This window comes from Flavobacterium bizetiae (genome assembly GCF_902804475.1).
In the GTDB taxonomy this organism is placed as follows: Bacteria; Bacteroidota; Bacteroidia; order Flavobacteriales; family Flavobacteriaceae; genus Flavobacterium; species Flavobacterium bizetiae.
On sequence record NZ_CADCSU010000061.1, the window covers coordinates 1 to 18,298 of the forward strand.

At 34.2% G+C, this 18,298-nt stretch carries 14 protein-coding genes; 9 read left to right on the forward strand and 5 right to left on the reverse strand.

Annotated elements, in window-relative coordinates; translation table 11 throughout:
- Positions 1-320: 320 nt before the first annotated feature.
- Positions 321-1,559, reverse strand: a complete 1,239-nt coding sequence (gene odhB, locus FLACOL7796_RS06165; RefSeq protein ID WP_173969939.1) for a 2-oxoglutarate dehydrogenase complex dihydrolipoyllysine-residue succinyltransferase — start codon at positions 1,557-1,559, stop codon at positions 321-323.
- An 82-nt stretch (positions 1,560-1,641) separates the two neighbouring features.
- Positions 1,642-4,416, reverse strand: a complete 2,775-nt coding sequence (locus tag FLACOL7796_RS06170; RefSeq protein ID WP_173969940.1) for a 2-oxoglutarate dehydrogenase E1 component — start codon at positions 4,414-4,416, stop codon at positions 1,642-1,644.
- 116 nt (positions 4,417-4,532) lie between these two features.
- Between FLACOL7796_RS06170 and FLACOL7796_RS06175 the strand changes: the two genes are divergently transcribed.
- Together FLACOL7796_RS06175 and FLACOL7796_RS06180 are read left to right on the forward strand one after the other, a co-directional pair.
- Positions 4,533-5,084: a hypothetical protein gene (locus FLACOL7796_RS06175; RefSeq protein WP_173969941.1), complete on the forward strand. Its 552-nt coding sequence runs from the start codon at positions 4,533-4,535 to the stop codon at positions 5,082-5,084.
- Between the two features lie 54 nt (positions 5,085-5,138).
- A complete protein-coding gene (locus FLACOL7796_RS06180) occupies positions 5,139-5,702 on the forward strand; it encodes a hypothetical protein (protein WP_173969942.1) in 564 nt (187 codons plus the stop codon).
- Between the two features lie 29 nt (positions 5,703-5,731).
- On the opposite strand, the gene FLACOL7796_RS06185 is transcribed toward FLACOL7796_RS06180, so the two are convergent.
- Both FLACOL7796_RS06185 and FLACOL7796_RS06190 read right to left on the reverse strand, forming a co-directional pair.
- On the reverse strand, positions 5,732-6,085 hold the full coding sequence (locus FLACOL7796_RS06185; RefSeq protein WP_173969943.1) for a hypothetical protein: 354 nt from the start codon (positions 6,083-6,085) through the stop codon (positions 5,732-5,734).
- A gap of 40 nt (positions 6,086-6,125) precedes the next feature.
- Positions 6,126-7,151, reverse strand: coding sequence for a LacI family DNA-binding transcriptional regulator (locus tag FLACOL7796_RS06190; protein WP_173969944.1), 1,026 nt, complete (start codon positions 7,149-7,151; stop codon positions 6,126-6,128).
- A 163-nt stretch (positions 7,152-7,314) separates the two neighbouring features.
- Between FLACOL7796_RS06190 and FLACOL7796_RS06195 the strand changes: the two genes are divergently transcribed.
- The 3 genes from FLACOL7796_RS06195 (at position 7,315) to FLACOL7796_RS06205 (ending at position 13,130) form a co-directional block, all read left to right on the forward strand.
- Positions 7,315-9,954 carry a TonB-dependent receptor gene (locus tag FLACOL7796_RS06195; protein ID WP_173969945.1) on the forward strand — a complete coding sequence of 880 codons (2,640 nt, stop codon included), beginning with the start codon at positions 7,315-7,317 and terminating at the stop codon, positions 9,952-9,954.
- Between the two features lie 100 nt (positions 9,955-10,054).
- Positions 10,055-11,275, forward strand: a complete 1,221-nt coding sequence (locus tag FLACOL7796_RS06200; protein ID WP_173969946.1) for an MFS transporter — start codon at positions 10,055-10,057, stop codon at positions 11,273-11,275.
- Entirely contained in the window at positions 11,265-13,130 is a 1,866-nt protein-coding gene (locus FLACOL7796_RS06205; RefSeq protein ID WP_173969947.1) for a trehalase family glycosidase, read from the forward strand. The genes FLACOL7796_RS06200 and FLACOL7796_RS06205 overlap by 11 nt, the downstream gene beginning before the upstream one ends.
- A 254-nt stretch (positions 13,131-13,384) precedes the next feature.
- Here FLACOL7796_RS06205 and FLACOL7796_RS06210 read toward each other — a convergent pair whose 3' ends face one another.
- The gene (locus FLACOL7796_RS06210; protein ID WP_173969948.1) at positions 13,385-14,359 is read right to left on the reverse strand and encodes a polyprenyl synthetase family protein; all 975 of its coding nucleotides are present in this window, start codon (positions 14,357-14,359) and stop codon (positions 13,385-13,387) included.
- A gap of 268 nt (positions 14,360-14,627) precedes the next feature.
- Between FLACOL7796_RS06210 and FLACOL7796_RS06215 the strand changes: the two genes are divergently transcribed.
- From FLACOL7796_RS06215 to FLACOL7796_RS06230, 4 genes are all read left to right on the forward strand, one after another.
- Entirely contained in the window at positions 14,628-15,149 is a 522-nt protein-coding gene (locus tag FLACOL7796_RS06215) for a YceI family protein (RefSeq protein ID WP_173969949.1), read from the forward strand.
- 107 nt (positions 15,150-15,256) lie between these two features.
- Positions 15,257-15,856 (forward strand): TetR/AcrR family transcriptional regulator, encoded by a 600-nt coding sequence (locus tag FLACOL7796_RS06220; RefSeq protein ID WP_173969950.1) that lies wholly within the window; start codon positions 15,257-15,259, stop codon positions 15,854-15,856.
- A gap of 10 nt (positions 15,857-15,866) precedes the next feature.
- Positions 15,867-17,201, forward strand: coding sequence for a TolC family protein (locus FLACOL7796_RS06225; RefSeq protein WP_173969951.1), 1,335 nt, complete (start codon positions 15,867-15,869; stop codon positions 17,199-17,201).
- A 9-nt stretch (positions 17,202-17,210) separates the two neighbouring features.
- A complete protein-coding gene (locus tag FLACOL7796_RS06230; protein WP_173969952.1) occupies positions 17,211-18,278 on the forward strand; it encodes an efflux RND transporter periplasmic adaptor subunit in 1,068 nt (355 codons plus the stop codon).
- Positions 18,279-18,298 lie beyond the last annotated feature (20 nt).

Genomic DNA, 18,298 nt, shown 5'->3' on the forward strand with positions numbered 1-18,298 from the left:
TAATTTGACCTTTAATATAGGCTCTTTCTTGTGCTGAGATACTTGTAGCAGCCAATAGAAAAAAGCAAAAGCTCAAAAAAGAAATTGTAAATTTATATTTCATTTTTATTTAGAATTGGTTTTAATAGCGCAAATTTAGTTGTTGATTATCAACTATACAAGCTATTTTTATTTGTTCTAAATAAAATATTTTTTAAAAGGTAAAATTTAAATTTGTGTAAAAAATTAACATCTTAAGCAAGATTTAAGCTAATATTAAGAAAAAAAAGCCTGTTCAAATGAATGAACAGGCTTTTTTGTATTGTTGAAAATTATTACAATTATAATTCTAAAGCACGTTTAGCGTCTCCGTTCATCAATAATTCTAAAGGATTTTCTAAAGCTTCTTTTACAGCTACTAAGAAACCAACAGACTCACGTCCGTCGATGATTCTGTGGTCATAAGAAAGAGCAACGTACATCATTGGGTGAATTTCAACTTTTCCGTTTACAGCAATCGGACGCTCAATAATATTGTGCATTCCTAAAATTCCTGATTGAGGAGGGTTGATGATTGGAGTAGATAACATACTTCCGAAAACACCACCATTAGTAATAGTGAAAGTTCCGCCAGTCATATCGTCAACAGTAATCTGACCATCACGAGCTCTAAGTGCTAATCTTTTAATTTCAGCTTCAATTCCGCGGAAAGATAAGTTTTCAGCATTACGAACTACAGGAACCATTAAACCTTTTGGTCCTGAAACTGCGATAGAGATATCAGCAAAATCGTAAGCTACTTTATAATCACCATCCATCATAGAGTTTACGTCTGGATATAATTCTAAAGCTCTAGTAACTGCTTTTGTAAAGAATGACATAAATCCTAAACCTAAACCACCATGTTTAGCTTTGAAAGCATCTTTGTATTCGTTACGGATCAGGTTGATTGGCGTCATGTTAACTTCATTGAAAGTTGTTAACATTGCTGTTTCGTTTTTAGCAGCAACTAATCTCTCTGCTACTTTACGACGTAACATTGATAATTTTGTACGCTCAGATCCACGGTTTCCTCCAGTTGGAGTTCCCATAGAAGGTACTGCGTTTACAGCATCTTCTTTAGTAATTCTTCCGTCTTTACCAGTTCCTGAAATAGTTGCCGGTGCTATGTTTTTTTCGTCTAATATTTTTCTTGCTGCCGGAGATGGAGTTCCTGTAGCGTAAGTCGCTGCCGGAGCAGGCGCTGCTTTAGGTGCCTCCGCTTTTACTTCTGCTTTTGGAGCTTCAGTTTTTGCTTCTGCTTTTGGAGCTTCTGCTGCCGGAGCAGATCCTGATGGTTTTGCTGCACTTGTATCAATTAAACAAACTACAGCTCCTACAGCAACTGCATCACCTTCTTCAGCTTTTAGCGTGATAATTCCGCTCATTTCAGCAGGTAATTCAAGAGTTGCTTTGTCTGAATCAACTTCAGCAATAGCTTGATCTTTTTCTACATAATCTCCGTCTTTTACTAACCAAGTTGCAATTTCAACTTCTTTTATTGATTCCCCTGGTGATGGGACTTTCATTTCTAAAATCATCTTTGTTTTTGTTTAAGGTTTGTATTGTTTAAAGCTTAAAGTGTTTGGTTCGACTTTAAGCCTTAAACGTTAAACTAATTTTTTATCTGAATAAATCTTTATCGAATACCATTCTAATTGCATCTGCATGACGACGTTTTGCACGTGTGTAACTTCCTGATGCTGGTGCAGCGTAAGCTTTTAATGAAGCCAATCTCCATTTTACAAGATCAAAGTTCATTAACATAAAGCTGTAAGCTCCCATGTTTTTAGGTTCTTCCTGAGCCCAAACATAATCATCAGCATTTGGATATTGTGCAATGATTTCTTTAAGTTGTGCAGCAGGGAAAGGGAATAATTGCTCAATACGAACAACTGCAACATCATTTCTTCCGTTGTTTTCTCTTTCAGCAACGATATCATAGTAGAATTTACCAGTAACAAAAACTAAAGTTTTTACTGCTTTTTTATCTACTGTATTATCATCAATTGTTTCTTGGAAACTTCCGTTTGCTAACTCGTCAACTGTAGATACGCATCTTGGATCACGTAATAAACTTTTTGGAGAGAAAACTACTAAAGGTTTACGGAAATTTGTTTTCATTTGTCTTCTCAACAAGTGAAAGAAGTTGGCTGGCGTTGTACAATCTGCAACATACATATTTTGTCTTGCACAAAGTTGTAAGTAACGCTCCATTCTTGCAGAAGAGTGTTCTGCACCTTGACCTTCATATCCGTGAGGTAATAATAAAACGATACCATTTTGGTTGTTCCATTTATCTTCACCACAAGAAATATACTGGTCAATCATGATTTGTGCTCCATTAGAGAAATCTCCAAATTGGGCTTCCCAAATCGTTAAAGCATTTGGATTTGCTAATGCATATCCGTAATCAAAACCAAGAACTCCATATTCAGATAAAAGAGAGTTGAACACTCCAAATTTTCCTTTTTTGTTCTCGATACTATTCAATAAGATTACCTCTTCTTCAGAATCTTCAACTTTTACAACAGCATGACGGTGAGAGAATGTACCACGCTCTACGTCCTGACCAGAAATACGAACATCGAATCCTTCTGTTAAAAGTGAACCGTAAGCTAATGCTTCTGCAGTTCCCCAATCAAGAGTATTGTTGTCGTATCCTGCTTTTCTGTCTGTAACAATTTTAGTTATCTTATTGATAAACTTTTTGTCTGATGGTAAAGTTGAGATCGTATTGATGATAGAATCTAATCCTGTTTTGTCAAAAGTAGTATTTACTTTTTCAAGCATTTGCGTATCTGTTACCTGAACAAATCCGTCCCATTCGTTTTTCATGAATGGAGTTATGATTGTCAAATCTTTTTTACGGGAAGCTTCTAAGTTTTCCTCTAAAGCAGATTTGTATTCCTTTTCTAAAGCATTTACATAAGATGCATCGATTACGCCGTCTGACAATAATTTCTCTGCATAAATATCTCTTGGATTTTTATGTTTTGCGATAATTTTATATAAAACTGGTTGAGTAAAACGAGGTTCATCACCTTCGTTATGACCGTATTTTCTGTATCCTAACAAATCGATAAATACGTCACGACCAAACTGCATTCTGTAGTCTAATGCAAAAGATACAGCGTGTACAACAGCCTCTGCATCATCAGCATTTACGTGTAATACTGGTGATAAAGTTACTTTAGCAACATCTGTACAATAAGTAGATGAACGAGCATCTAAGTAGTTTGTAGTAAAACCAACCTGGTTATTAATTACAATATGGATTGTTCCTCCGGTTTTGTAACCATCAAGCTGTGCCATTTGAATGATTTCGTACAAGATACCCTGACCTGCGATTGCAGCATCTCCGTGAACGGCAATAGGTAATACTTTAGAGAAATCATCAGCGTAATATTTATCTTGTTTTGCTCTTGTGATTCCTTCAATTACAGCTCCAACCGTTTCTAAGTGAGAAGGGTTTGGTGCTAAATTGATATTGATGTTTTTTCCTGTTCTTGTTTTCTTGTCAGCCGTAAGACCTAAGTGGTATTTTACGTCACCATCAAAATATTCCTGATCGTAATCTTTACCGTCGAACTCGCCAAAAATATCCTGAGTCGATTTTCCGAAGATGTTTGCCAAAACGTTCAAACGACCACGGTGAGCCATTCCCATTACGAATTGTTCAACACCTTTTTCAGCAGCTTGCTCGATCAAAGCATCTAAAGCAGGAATGATAGATTCTCCACCTTCGAGTGAAAACCTTTTCTGACCTACATATTTAGTGTGAAGGAAGTTCTCGAAAGAAACCGCCTGATTTAATTTGTTTAAGATAGTTTTCTTTTCTTCAGAAGAGAAATTAGGCTGATTAACATTTACAGCCAGTTTATCCTGAATCCATTTTACAACGCCAGGATTTCTGATGTACATATATTCAATACCAATATGTTGGCAGTAAATAGATTTAAGACGCGTTACAATATCTTGTAAAGTAGAAGGTCCCACTCCAATAGTTTGAGCAGCATCAAAAACTGTAGAAAGATCAGCAGTTGTTAATCCGAAATTTTCAATATCTAATGTTGGAGAAGATGTTCTACGATCACGAACTGGATTTGTTTTTGTAAACAAGTGTCCGCGAGTACGGTAAGCATCGATTAACTTTAGTACATTGAATTCTTTTTGTAGTTTGTCAGAAACAAGGCTACAATCTGTGTTGTCGCTAGTCACATATTCAACAATTCGTTGAACTGGATTTTCGTCATTATAAGTAGTTTGTCCAAAGTCGAAACCTTGAAAAAAACTTCTCCAGCTTGGCTCAACGCTATCTGGGTTTACTAAATACTGATCATATAATTGTGCGAAAAACTCTGTATGCGCTGCATTTAAAAATGAAAACCTATCCATAATATGTGTGAATATACTTTTTGTTAAATAGAAAGGCAAAAGTACAACAATCGCATTTATTTAAATCTTTTTTTTACGTACTTTTACGTAAAAATTTGTTAAAAATAGACTCAACTATGAATTATAATCAAATCTCAATCGTTTTCAAGCCTTTTTTTGTGATTTTGGTGATGTTGTTTTCAATTTCAGCATTTTCGCAGCAAAAGTATGTTATAGACAACAGCAATCATTTTTGGGAGAAAGTTCAGTTTGGTGGAGGACTTGGTTTAGGAATTGGTTCCGGCTACACCGATATTTCTGTAATGCCAAGTGCCATTTATAATGTAAATGAAATTGTGGCTGTTGGTGTTGGTTTGCAATTTGGTTATTTGTCTTCTAAAAGTTATTACAATTCTTATGTTTACGGAGGAAGTTTAGTGGGACTTGTAAATCCAATTCCGGAAATTCAGTTGTCTGCAGAATTAGAGCAGGTAAGAGTAAATACTGATTATAATTCGACTCCGTACAGACCAAGTTATTCAGATAATTATTGGAATACGGCCTTATATCTTGGTGCCGGTTACAGAACAGGAAGTGTTACTGTTGGTGCTCGTTACGATGTTTTGTATGATCCTAACAGAAGTCTTTACGGTTCAGGATTTATGCCTTTTGTGAGAGTATATTTCTAAGAGGTTCACAGGCTCAGAGGGACAAAGGTTCAAAGGTTTTAAATCTGAAAAATTTTGAAGAAATATATTTTCATACTTATTGTTATTGTATTTTGGAGTTGTAATGACTCTAAAAAAACAAATATTGAAAGTCAAAAAGTTGTAAAGAAAGAATTGCGACCTTTTTTTGATTCCGATAAGATTGATCACTATTATTTGAATTTTTCTGAGAAAGATTTTTTTACACTAGTTACTAAAGATAATAACACTAAAAAGGAAAAAGAATTTCTTAATATTTTCGAGTTTGAATTTCCCGATACTATTGCACAAAAAAACTTTGAAAAAATTCTATTAAATCATAATTACAAGAAATCCAATATTTCAGTTAAGCAGCAAAAAGAAATAGAAAATGTATTTAGCGAAAAGGATTCTTTGCAGATGAGTGCATATGCTTGTGTAGCTGAATACCGAGATGTTTTTATTTTTAAGAAGAAAGAAGAAACCGTAGGTATAGCAAAGATTTGTTTTAAATGCGGTCGTTTCCAGATCGTCGGAAGTAAACTAGATACTAGTGGATTTGGGCTTTGGACTGAATTAGACAGATTAAAAAATATTGTCAGACCAAATAGTAAAACTTAGAACCTTAGCATCTTAGCAACTAAGCACCTTTACTTATAATAATTTCTAAACCAAACTTTCTGCCATTCTCTTTTTAAAATCAAAAAAGCAACTTGTTCGGCAAGAATTACCAAATCAGAACCGTCTAGTTTTTTGATGTCATTTTCAGGAACATCAATAATGTAAAGCAGATTGAGATATTCAGCAAATTTGTACTGAATCATTCTGTAGATTTTTTCGTGAAGCTGAATTTTTAATTCTTCGGGAGAAATACTCATCGGGAAATCAATTCCTTCATTGGCTAAATTAAAGTCTTTATTGATTTGTTCAATCAGACTTAAATATAGATTTCCACTTTCGGCATCAGCCAATAAAATATCGGTATTTTCAGGAATCGGAAACATTGATGCTTTTTAAGATTGGGACAAAGTTAAAACTAAAAAATCATTTAACCGTTGATTCTCTTTCAATGATTCTTGTAGGAAGTTCAATAATTTGATGTGTTACCGGACGATGTTCTTTTATGTCGACAATTTCGTCAATTAAAAGCGAAACGGCCTGATGCCCCATTTCGAATCCGGGCTGATCAATTGTGGTTAATTTTGGTGAAATAACCGTACTCATAAACCAATTGCTAAAACCAAAAACGGCAACTTGTTCCGGCGTTTTTATTCCGGCTTCATTAAAGTATTTGATAATCCCTATGGCCACTAAATCTGTAATCGCAAAAATGGCGTCGATATCCGGATTTTCGGTCATGATTTTTTGAGCGTTTTCATAACCGTCTTCAAAATCAGTATTGTTATCGCAAACGTAAACCAATTTCGAATCGTATTCAATTCCGTGTGCTTCAAGGGCTCGTTTATATCCTAAAAAGCGATCGATTGAGTTTTGCGGAACATAAGAACCTCTAAAATGAGCAATTCTTTTGTATCCTTTATTAATAAGGTACGAAACGGCATCAAAAGCCGCTTTTGCATCATTAATAACGACTTTAGAGCAATCGACCCTTTTGGCAATTTTATCAAATAAAACTACCGGAGTATTTTTTCGAATGGCTTCATTAATATGAGTAAAATCATCCGTTTCATTTGAAAGTGACATTAAAACGCCATCCACTCGTTTTTGAATTAATAGAGCAAGCTGCTTTTTCTCGAGTTCGTATTTTTCGTTAGATTGTAATATAATGACCAGATAACCTCTTTTTTCAGCTTCTTCGAGAATACCATTCAATACACTCGAAAAAAAGTGATGTACAGTAGCCGGAATAATAACACCAATGGTTTTGGTTTCATTGGTTCTAAGATTTACCGCTACAGAGTTGGGCATATAGTTCATCGTTTCGGCCATTTCGATAACTCTGGCGCGGGTAGATTTACTAATATCCGTATATCCTTTTAACGCTTTTGAAACCGTAGTAACCGAAATTCCTAATGCCGAGGCTATATCTATTAATTTTGTGTCATTCATGAAATAAAAGTACTAAAAATAAACTGCATTGATAAAGTTTTAAGTTTCGAAAACGTTTTAGGTGTTTTCGAAAACGTTTTCGATTTTTAATTGCTATATTCCTTATTATTTGTTTTTAAGTTTGACAGTGATAACCATAATTACTAACTAACCGAACAAAAAAATGAAAAAGCTACACCAGTATTTAGGTACATTACTTGTAATGTTGTGCCTATTTTTTTTACCCAATAAAGGGTTTGCCCAAAATACCAATACGGTTTCCGGAAAAGTGCTTGACGATAGCGGCGTAACCGTTCCCGGAGCAAATGTATCGATTAAGGAAACAGGAAAAAGTACCGTAACCAATGAAAACGGAGAATATTCGTTCTCTAATATCGAAGCTGGAACGTATACCATTATTGCAACGAATGTAGGATATAAAACTTTCGAGAAAAAAATTGCGATAAAAGAAGGAGAATCTCTGGAGGTAAATTTACTTCTTGAAGGAGAATCACAAAGTTTAAAAGAAGTGGTGGTTACAGGATCATCAACACCAAGATCTAAACTCGAATCGAGTGTTGCCATTACCACAATGGGAGCAAAAGCAATCGAAGACAGAGCGCCGTCGAGCACAGCCGCATTGCTTCAAACTATTCCGGGATTTGTAGTAGAAGCATCAGGAGGAGAAATAGGAAATAACCTTTTTGCTAGAGGTATACCATCTGCGGGAGCTTATGAATATGTGCAAATTCAGGAAGACGGATTGCCGGTTTTTGAAGATGGAGCTTTGCAATTTGCCAACGCCGATACTTTTTACAGATTAGACGAAACGGTAAGCAAAATGGAAGCTGTTCGTGGAGGTTCTGCCTCAATTTTTGCCAATAATGCACCAGGTGGAATCATCAATTTTATTTCTAAAACGGGTCAGAATGAATTTATGGGAAGAGCAAAATTCACGACTTCAGATTACGGAATGTTCAGAACTGACCTTAATTTATCAGGCGCTTTAATTAAAGATAAATTATTTTTTAATGTTGGAGGTTTTTACAGAGCTGATAATGGTGTAAGAAATACAGGTTTTACAGCCAATAAAGGCGGACAAATAAAAGGAAACATCACGTATAAATTTGATGATAACGACTATTTAAGAATCAACTTTAAACACCTTGACGACAGGAACGCATTCTATTTGCCAATTCCGCTAAAAAGCAATAACGGAAAAGTAGAAGGAATCCCGGGATTTAACCCAAATTATGGAACTTTAACATCAGTAAACTTAAGTCACTTAAACGTACCTCAATATGGTGGCGGAACTTTTAGTGCAGATTTAGAAGATGGTTCTCACCCAATTATCAACTCTATTGGAGCTGAATTTAAAAAGAAAATATCAGAGAAAGTAACATTCAAAAATGCTTTCAAGAACACGAATATCGATTTAAATTACAATGCCATTTTTCCTAACGGAGGACCCTGGACACAAGATGCATATGCAGCAGATGTTCAAAATACTACGGCAAGCAATTTGACCTATTCTTATGTAGATAACGGACAAAAATTAGATCCAAACGCTTTAATCATGAGAGCTGATCTTTGGCACATCGAGAAAAAGATGAACAATTTTGCGAATAATTTCTCTTTTAATTTTGACTTAGATCCTGTAAAATTAACAGCTGGTTATTATTATTCTAATTGGAAATCAAATCAATACTGGAACTGGAATTCTTATTTAGTAGGTGTTTCTGATAACCCAAGATTATTAAATGTAAAAGACAATACAAGCGGAGTAGATCATACCTGGAATGGTATAGAAAGAATCACCTGGTTAGAAAGAGACGCACAAACAAAAGGAGTTTTGAATGATATTTATGCTGATGCAGAGATTAAAGCAACTGATAATTTAACATTCAACGCAGGTTTACGATACAACAAAGACAAGTATTCAGGATATAGAGACCACGCCAGATTTTTTGCCGAAGATTTAGGAATTTTAGACAATAATACAGCTGATGATAAGGTGACAACGGTAAAAGGAAATCCGTATACCTACTGGAGATATGATGTAAGCGAATGGTCTTATACTGCTGCGGGAAATTATAAATTTAATGACAAAATGGCTTCATATGTTCGTTACAGCCACGGTTTTAGATCTCCAATTGAAGAATCTTTTTATGAGTATGCTGATGATTTAAGCAAACTGAAAAATACAGAAGTAAATCAGTTTGAATTAGGGTACAAATATGCAAGTTCATTCTTCTCAGTAAATGCGAATTTATTTCACATGGGTTTAAAAAATGTTCCTTTTGCAGATATTTTATCTGATGGATCTTCAGAAAATAAATTTGCTGACGTAAACAATATTGGTCTTGAAGTAGAAACGAATGCAAGATATAGTATTGTAAAACTGAACTTTACATTTACTGTTCAAAAACCGGAGTACGATAATTTTACAGGAACAAATGCTGATGGTTCTACTTTTAACTTTAACGGAAATACGGCAAGAAGAATCCCTAAATTTTTCTGTAACCTAAGACCGGAAGTAGATATTACAAAAGATCTTACCGCTTATGTTCAGTTTTCTTATTACGATAAAAAATTCACAAATCAGGATAACAGACAAGTTTTGCCAGCTTATAAAGAAGTGGGAGCAGGTTTAAATTATACTTATAATAATCTTCGTTTCGCAGTAGATGCTTCGAACTTATTCAACGAAATTGGTTTGACCGAAGGAGATCCAAGACAAACAACATCTGCGGCAAGCGATGTGTTTATGGCAAGACCTATTTTAGGACGCGCGTTTAGATTTTCGGTAGCGATTAATTTCTAAATTTATACATACGGTATTGTAGAGGCGCACAGCAGTGCGTCTCCACACCGTAACCACACCGTAAATGTAAAACATCGGCAACAAATCACATCCGAAAAAAATGAAAAACATAGGAATTAAAATCTCTCTTTATCTTAATTATTTTGTCTTCGCTATTTTATTAAACAGCGTAGGTATTGTGATTTTAAAATCGCAAAAAAATTACGGAGTCGATGAAGTTCAGGCAAGTATTTTAGAAGCTTTCAAAGACATGCCCATTGCTATTGTATCCTTTTTTATAGCCTCTTTTTTACCCAGAATAGGCTATAGAAAATCGATGCTGATAGGCTTGGGTTTGGTTACTCTGGCTTGCATTTCTATGTATTTTGGAAATTCATTCGACAATGCTAAAATTCTTTTTGCAACCGTTGGAGTTTCATTTGCCTTAATCAAAGTTTCGGTTTATTCGCTAATTGGCACGGTGACTGAAACCAAAAAAGAACACAACGCTTTGATGAGTAGTATCGAAGGATTTTTTATGGTGGGTATTGCATTGGCTTATTTTCTATTTCCTGCTTTTAATAACGAAAACGATCCTAATTCATGGTTAAATGTATATTGGTTTTTGGCTGCATTATCGTTCCTGTCATTTTTGTTTTTATTTTTTGTAAAATTCAAAGAGCCCGAAGTTTCGGCAGGCGCAAATCTCAAAGATGATTTCATGCAAATGTTCAAATTAATGGCAAAATTGCTTACCGTTATTTTTGTTATTAGTGTCTTTTTGTTTGTCATGATCGAGCAGGGAATCCTTTCGTGGTTGCCAACATTCAATACAAAAGTGCTTCATTTACCAGAAAATATTAGCATTATGATGGCCAGTATTTTGGCTATTTCATTAGCTGTCGGGAGATTAATTGCCGGTATTGTAACCAAAAAAGTCAACTGGATCTGGGTTTTAAGTTTCTGTATTTTTTCGGCAATGTTAATTGTTGTTTTTGTACTTCCTAAAACCGTAGGTCTCGAGGTAAAAAACATCGATACACTTTCAGATATACCCTTAATTGGTTTTGCATTTCCTTTAATAGGATTATTTATAGCGCCCATTTATCCCTTACTAAATTCTATTGTGTTAAGTGCTTTACCAAAGAATTTGCAAAGCTCAATGACCGGATTAATTGTAATATTTTCTGCCCTTGGCGGAACATTAGGTTCCAGAATAACAGGTTGGTTGTTTAAAAATGAAGGACCGGAAAAAGCCTTTTACTTTACTTTAATTCCAATGTCTTTATTATTAATATCCTTTTTTATTCTCAAAAAAATAACTGCAAAAGATGAAATTTAAAATCCATATAGCCCAAACCATCGAAAAATTATTGGATCAGGAAGATACTGATGGCGATAAAAAAATAACGATTGATGATCATGGTCCAAAAAAGTTTTTGTTAAATGATGAAAACGGAAATTCTGCTTTGATCGAAGGAACTTATCAGCTTTCGAATTTATTGCAAGAATTGGCTTTGGCTAAAAAAAACAATACCGAATTTGCTGAAATTGATCTCAATGAAATTACCGAAGATCCGGTAAAAAGAATTTCCGGAAAAATAAAAAATCTGTATTGGAAAGGTCTTACCCGAACAATTGATGCTGATGGTGTAAAGAAAATTCTGGAAGACAATAAGATCGAAAATGAACTGGCTTATTTGTATGTGCCTTTTGGCGACGAAATAGTTTTTGATTATTTCAAAAAATTAGAAGCTGTAACGCCAAAATTGAAAGTGGTGCAAATGCCTAAGAATATTTCGCCAGAATATGTTTTGTCGCTTAATAAAAAGCCCGGAATTTTAGCTTTGGCACTTCAGATAAAAAACAATGAAATTTCAGGAGTTCCGTTTGTAGTTCCCGGAGGAAGATTCAATGAAATGTACGGTTGGGACAGTTATTTTATTGCCAAAGGACTTTTGATTGATGATAAAATTGAGCTTGCCTTGGGGATTGCAGAAAATTTTAAATATCAGATTGATCATTACGGAAAAATCCTGAATGCGAATAGAAGCTATTATTTAACTCGCACACAACCGCCACTTTATACGTCGCTAATTATAGATGTTTTAGAAAAATCGAATCCTGATATTTTCTGGATCGAAAGACATCTAAAAACGGCCATAAAAGAATACCAAACCGTTTGGATGGAAGAAGGAAAACGACTTACGGCAAATGGTTTAAATCGTTATAAAGCAGAAGGAATCGGACTTCCGTTTGAGGTAGAAGAGGGGCATTTTGATGATATTCTGGAGCAATATGCGCCAAAATATAATCTCTCAACACGCGATTTTGAGAAGAAATATCTCGAAAGAGAAGTCATCGACGCTGAACTCGATAAGTATTTTATTCATGATAGAAGTATGCGCGAAAGCGGACACGATACAACCAATAGATTGGTGGGAGTTTGCGCCAATTTAAATACTGTTGCTATCAATAGTTTACTTTATAAATATGAAACCGACATTGCATTTTTGATTAAAAAGTACTTTAAAAACGAATTTCAATATTTTGAAGACAAATCTTTTTCAAGTGAATATTGGCTTTCGAAAGCCGCTTCCAGAAAAGATAAAATCAATGAATTATGCTGGAATCCAGAATATGGATGTTATCTTGATTATGATTTTGTGAATGAAAAACAGCATTTCTTTGAAGCCGCGCCAACATTTTATCCGCTGTGGGCGAAAATAAGTACGCCGGAACAAGCAGAAATTTTGGTTAAAAAGACACTTCCGAGATTTAAAATGAAAGGCGGAATTGCCGGAAGTACCAAAGAATCGATTGCCGGTGTTGATGAAAATGCGCCAATACGACAATGGGATTATCCGTTTGGATGGGCGCCGCATCAAATGCTTTTATGGGAAGGTTTGCTTAATTATAATTTTAATGAAGAAGCGCAGGAAATGGTGTATCGCTGGCTTTGGCTGATTACCAGAAATGCAGTTGATTATAACGGAACCATTCCGGAGAAATTTGATTTATCGATAAGCTCGCACAAAATCTTCGCAGAATACGGAAACGTAGGAACCGAATTTGATTTTATAACCGAAGAAGGTTTTGGCTGGATGAACGCTTCTTACCAATACGGATTAACAATTTTAGAAGACGATTTAAAACAAAAATTATCAGATTTAGTTGATCCTGAGGATTTGTTTTAGAATAGGCCACAGATTAAAAGATTTTCACTGATTGTATTATTTCTCAAATAATAAACCCGACAGTTTTTTACAACCTGTCGGGTTTACTGTATGTAAATGTGAAATTTTTTTGCCACGAATTTCACCAATTGTCACTAATTTATTTTAGGATAAAAATTCGCGGAGATTCGTGAAATTGCTTCGCCTGTTCACTATCGCTCGAGTCGTGGCGAAAAAAAATCTTTCTAATCCTTTAATCTGTGGCAGAAAAAAAACTAAACTTTTCTTCCCATTAAATTTTCACCAAAAGTTCTAAGAATATCTTTCTTTTCGGTGCTGATATCCATTTTATCTAAAGTTTCAAATGCCTTAAAAGTGTACATTTCTATAGCATCTTGTGTTGCTTTTGAAGCTCCCGATTCATTAAAAATAGCTTTTGCAGTGGCTATTTTTTCTGTATTATCATCTAGTTGTAAACTGAATAATTTTTCTAATTCTAATGCTTTTTCAGCTGATGAAAATTCGCGTGCTTTCAGGTACAAATACGTTTTTTTATTCACCATAATATCACCGCCAACCTGTTTTCCAAAAGTTTCCGGATCTCCAAAAGCATCCAAATAATCATCCTGAAGCTGGAAAGCTAATCCTAAATTTAATCCGAAATCGTAAATAAAATCGGCTTCTTTTTCGGTAGTTTTGGCTACAATGGCACCCATTTTCATGGCAGCAGCTACTAAAACAGCGGTTTTATATTCGATCATTTTCAGGTATTGCGGAATCGTAACATCATTTCTTTTTTCGAAATCAACATCCCATTGTTGTCCTTCGCAAACTTCAAGCGCTGTTTTGCTAAACAGTTTTGCCAAATCTCTAAAAACAGCCGGTTCGTATTGTTCAAAATATTGATAAGCCAGAATCAGCATTGCATCGCCGGATAGAATTCCTGTATTCAGATCCCATTTTTCATGCACCGTTTCTTGTCCTCTTCGCAAAGGCGCATCATCCATAATATCATCATGAACCAAAGAGAAATTATGAAAAACTTCAACCGCCATTGCTGCCGGAAGCGCTACTTTATAATCGGTATCAAAAACTTCTGAAGCCATTAAAGTAAGTACAGGACGCATGCGTTTTCCGCCAAGACCTAAAATATATTCAATTGGTTCATAAAGGTTTTTAGGCTCTTTACTAATGGTTTGTTTTTCTAAATAACTGATAAAAAAATCCTGGTATTGGCTAATATCGTGCATAAAATATAATCTGAATTGCGAGCTCCAAAGATACGATTCATAATGAATTATTCCTTTCTTAAAGTTTTAAATGCGAGTTTCCACTTCAAAGTGCCTCTAAAACCCTTAATTCTTAAGGTGTTAAAATTATTTTTTAAAAAACTTGGAAACTTTTTTGGTGTTTAGAGTTTCCTGTCTATATTTGCACTTTTAATTGGAAACTCAGAACACTGTAAAAGTTTCCATTGGAAATTTGAATGATTTATAAATTCACTAAAATCAAATATTTATGAAAACAACATGGACCTTAGATTCTAGCCAATCAGATGTTTTAATCAAAATGAGACATTCGATAATTGCTTATATGGGAGGAACGACTAATAAATTTGATGGTTATGTGAACATCGAAGACAATGAAATTGAGGATGCATCGGTTGAGTTTTCTTTAGATATCAATAACAAAAAAGATAGTTTTCAACAAATCGATACTTATTTACAACTTCAGGATCTTTTTGATGTAAATGAGCACCCTATTATTAGTTTCAAATCGACTTCTTTTCAAAAAGTAAACAATAACATCAATTTCTTCAAAGGAGATTTAACGATAAAAGATGTAACCAGAGTAGTAGAACTTGATGCTGAGTTTATTGGCGTTAACAATTACAATGGCGAGAAAAAAGTAGCTTTTGAAATTAAAGGAGATATCAAACGTCAGGATTTTGGTTTAGATTATAATTCGTTCAATCATAACGGAGGTTTAGCTTTAGGAAAAGATATTAAACTAATTGCAAATTTAGAGTTTAGTATATAAATCTTACACAATGAATAAGTTAATGTAAAATTATTACAAATATCATGGAAACTATTTTTCTGATTTTAGTTTCCTGAGTATATTTGTAATATAATTTGAAAATTAAAATGAAAGAGAAAATTATATCAAAAGCGACCGAGTTATTTTTAAAACTGGGTTTTAAGAGTGTTACGATGGATGATATAGCAGGTGAAATGTGTATTTCGAAAAAAACGATCTACAAATATTTCTGTAATAAAGAAGTCCTGATCGAAGAAAGTACCTCTACAGTTCACCAGCAAGTTCATGACGTTATTGATACTATTGTAGTGAAAAATTATAACGCCATTCATGAAAATTTTGAAATTAGAGAAATGTTTCGCGATATGTTTAAAAACGCAACCGATACATCACCTCTTTATCAGTTAAAAAAACATTATCCTGAAATCTATCAAAATATAATGACGCATGAAATCGATCAGTGCAATCATTATTTCAGAGATAATATCTTAAAAGGAATCCGTGAAGGTTTATACAGACCGGACTTAAATATAGATTTATATGTAAAATTTTATTACACCTTAATTTTTCATATAAACGCCACAACAGTCTCAGAAAGAGAAGCACAAAAAATAGAATTAGAAGCATTGGAATACCATACAAGAGCTATGGCAACCGAAAAAGGAATACTGGAATTAGAAAAACAACTTAAAAAAATTACTATTTAATCATCAATCTATGAAACGAATAATTCTTATATTTTTGTGTTCAATTGGCTTGTCTGCCAACGCACAAGTCAAAACACTAACCCTGAAAGATGCTCTTGTTTATGCGCTTGAAAATAAAGCCGATGCAAAAAAAGCAAGATTACAGGTTGAAAATAGTGAGTACAAAATTCAGGAAGTGCGATCAAGAGCGTTGCCACAAATTTCTGCAAACGGAAACTTAACACACAATCCGATCATTCAGACAACTGTTATTGATGGAGCAGGATTTGGTCAGCCAGGAACTACGATTCAAGCAGCATTTGGTCAAAAATGGACTTCAAACGCAGGAGTTTCATTAACTCAGACGATATTTGATCAATCTGTTTTTACAGGATTAAGAGCAGCGAGATCTACTCGTGAGTTTTATCAAATAAACGATCAGTTGACAGAAGAGCAAGTAATTGAAAGAGTAGCTAATAACTACTATTCAGTTTATGTACAAAAAGAAAGATTAGTTTTATTAGACAGTAATTACGTAAACACAACAAAAGTTCGTGACATCGTAAAAGGACAGTTTGATAACGGTTTAGCTAAAAAAATTGACTTAGATCGTATCATAGTTAAAATGTCGAACATAGATACTGAACGTCAGCAAATTAAAAATCAAATTACTTTACAGGAAAATGCATTGAAGTTTTATATGGGTATGCCTATCGAAACTATAATTGATATGCCAAAAGAAGAGTTTGAAGTTGTTCCTGCAGCATTAACAGAAGTACCAAATGTTGAAAACAGAACAGAATATTTGCTTTTGAAAAAACAAGAAGAGCTTTTAGTTTACAATAAAAAAGCTGTTGAAGCAGGATATTATCCAACACTTTCTTTAACTGCCGGTTATAATTATATTGGTCAGGGGCCACAAATGCCTTGGTTTGCAAAACCTTCAGATGGGGTTTATTGGTCAGATTACTCAGCAATTGGATTAAACCTGCATGTGCCAATTTTTACAGGATTCGGAACTCGTGCTAAAGTAAGACAAGCCGATGTAGAAATCAGATCGCTTCAGGAAGATATGAAAGATACCAAACTTTCACTTGATTTAGATTACAGAAATGCAATGGCTGATATTGATAATAATCTTGTAACGATTAAGAATCAAAAAGAAAACATGCAATTGGCTACTGAAATCTTAAGCAACACAAAAAACAATTACCTTCAGGGATTAGCATCATTAACAGATTTATTAGATGCTGAAAATGCACAACTTGAAGCTCAAAATAACTTTACCAGAGCAGTATTGAATTACAAAATTGCCGAAGTAGCACTAATCAAATCAAAAGGCGAACTTAAAACTCTTATTAAATAACTAAACAAAATGAAGAAAACTATTATAACAATCGTAATCATAATCGCAGCGCTGGGTGTGATTGGATATGTCTTAAATAATAATAAGAAAGAGAATAAAGAAAAAACAGATATCGTAGCAGAAAAAAATGCTGCAGTTTCAGTAAAAGTAGCTCCTGTAAAAACAGAAGAAGTTTCATTAGATTTCGTAGCAAACGGAAACTTTCAACCCATTCAGCAGTTAACATTCTCTGCTGAGAAATCAGGAAAAGTAATTAGTGTTTTAGCTAAAGAAGGAGATTACGTAAAAGTAGGTCAGACTTTATTAACAATGAGAGGTGATGTAATTAATGTAAGCGCTCAACAAGCTCAGGCTGTTTACCAAAATGCAAAATCTGATTACAGCAGATACGAAAATGCTTTTAAAACTGGTGGAGTTACTAAACAACAATTAGATCAGGCAAAATTAGCTTTAACAAATGCTGAGTCTAACTTAAAACAAGCAAACATTAATGTTGGAGATACTAAAGTAAAAGCTCCAATTAATGGTTTTATCAATAAAAAATACATTGAGCCGGGATCTATCTTAACGGGTATGCCTGCAACTGCTTTGTTTGATATTGTAAACGTTTCTAAATTAAAATTAGTTGTTACAGTAAACGAAAATCAGGTTGCTAGTTTAAAAGTAGGAAACCAAATTAATGTAACAGCAAGTGTTTATCCTGATAAAACGTTCTCAGGAAAAATTACTTTTATTGCTGCAAAAGCAGATGAGTCTTTAAATTTCCCGGTTGAAATTGAAATTACAAATAATGTAAATAACGACCTAAAAGCGGGTATGTACGGAACTGCAAACTTTGCATCAAACCAACAAAAACAACACCTTATGGTTGTACCAAGAAATGCTTTCGTAGGAAGTGTGAGCAGCAACGAGATTTTTGTAGTTGAAAATGGTGTGGCAAAATTAAGAAAAGTAACTGCTGGAAGAATTTTAGGAGATCAGGTTGAAATCATCAAAGGATTATCTGACGGAGAAACTGTAGTAATTACAGGTCAAATTAACTTACAAGACGGTAATACTGTAGAAATTATTAAATAATTGTAGGCTATAAGCCGTAA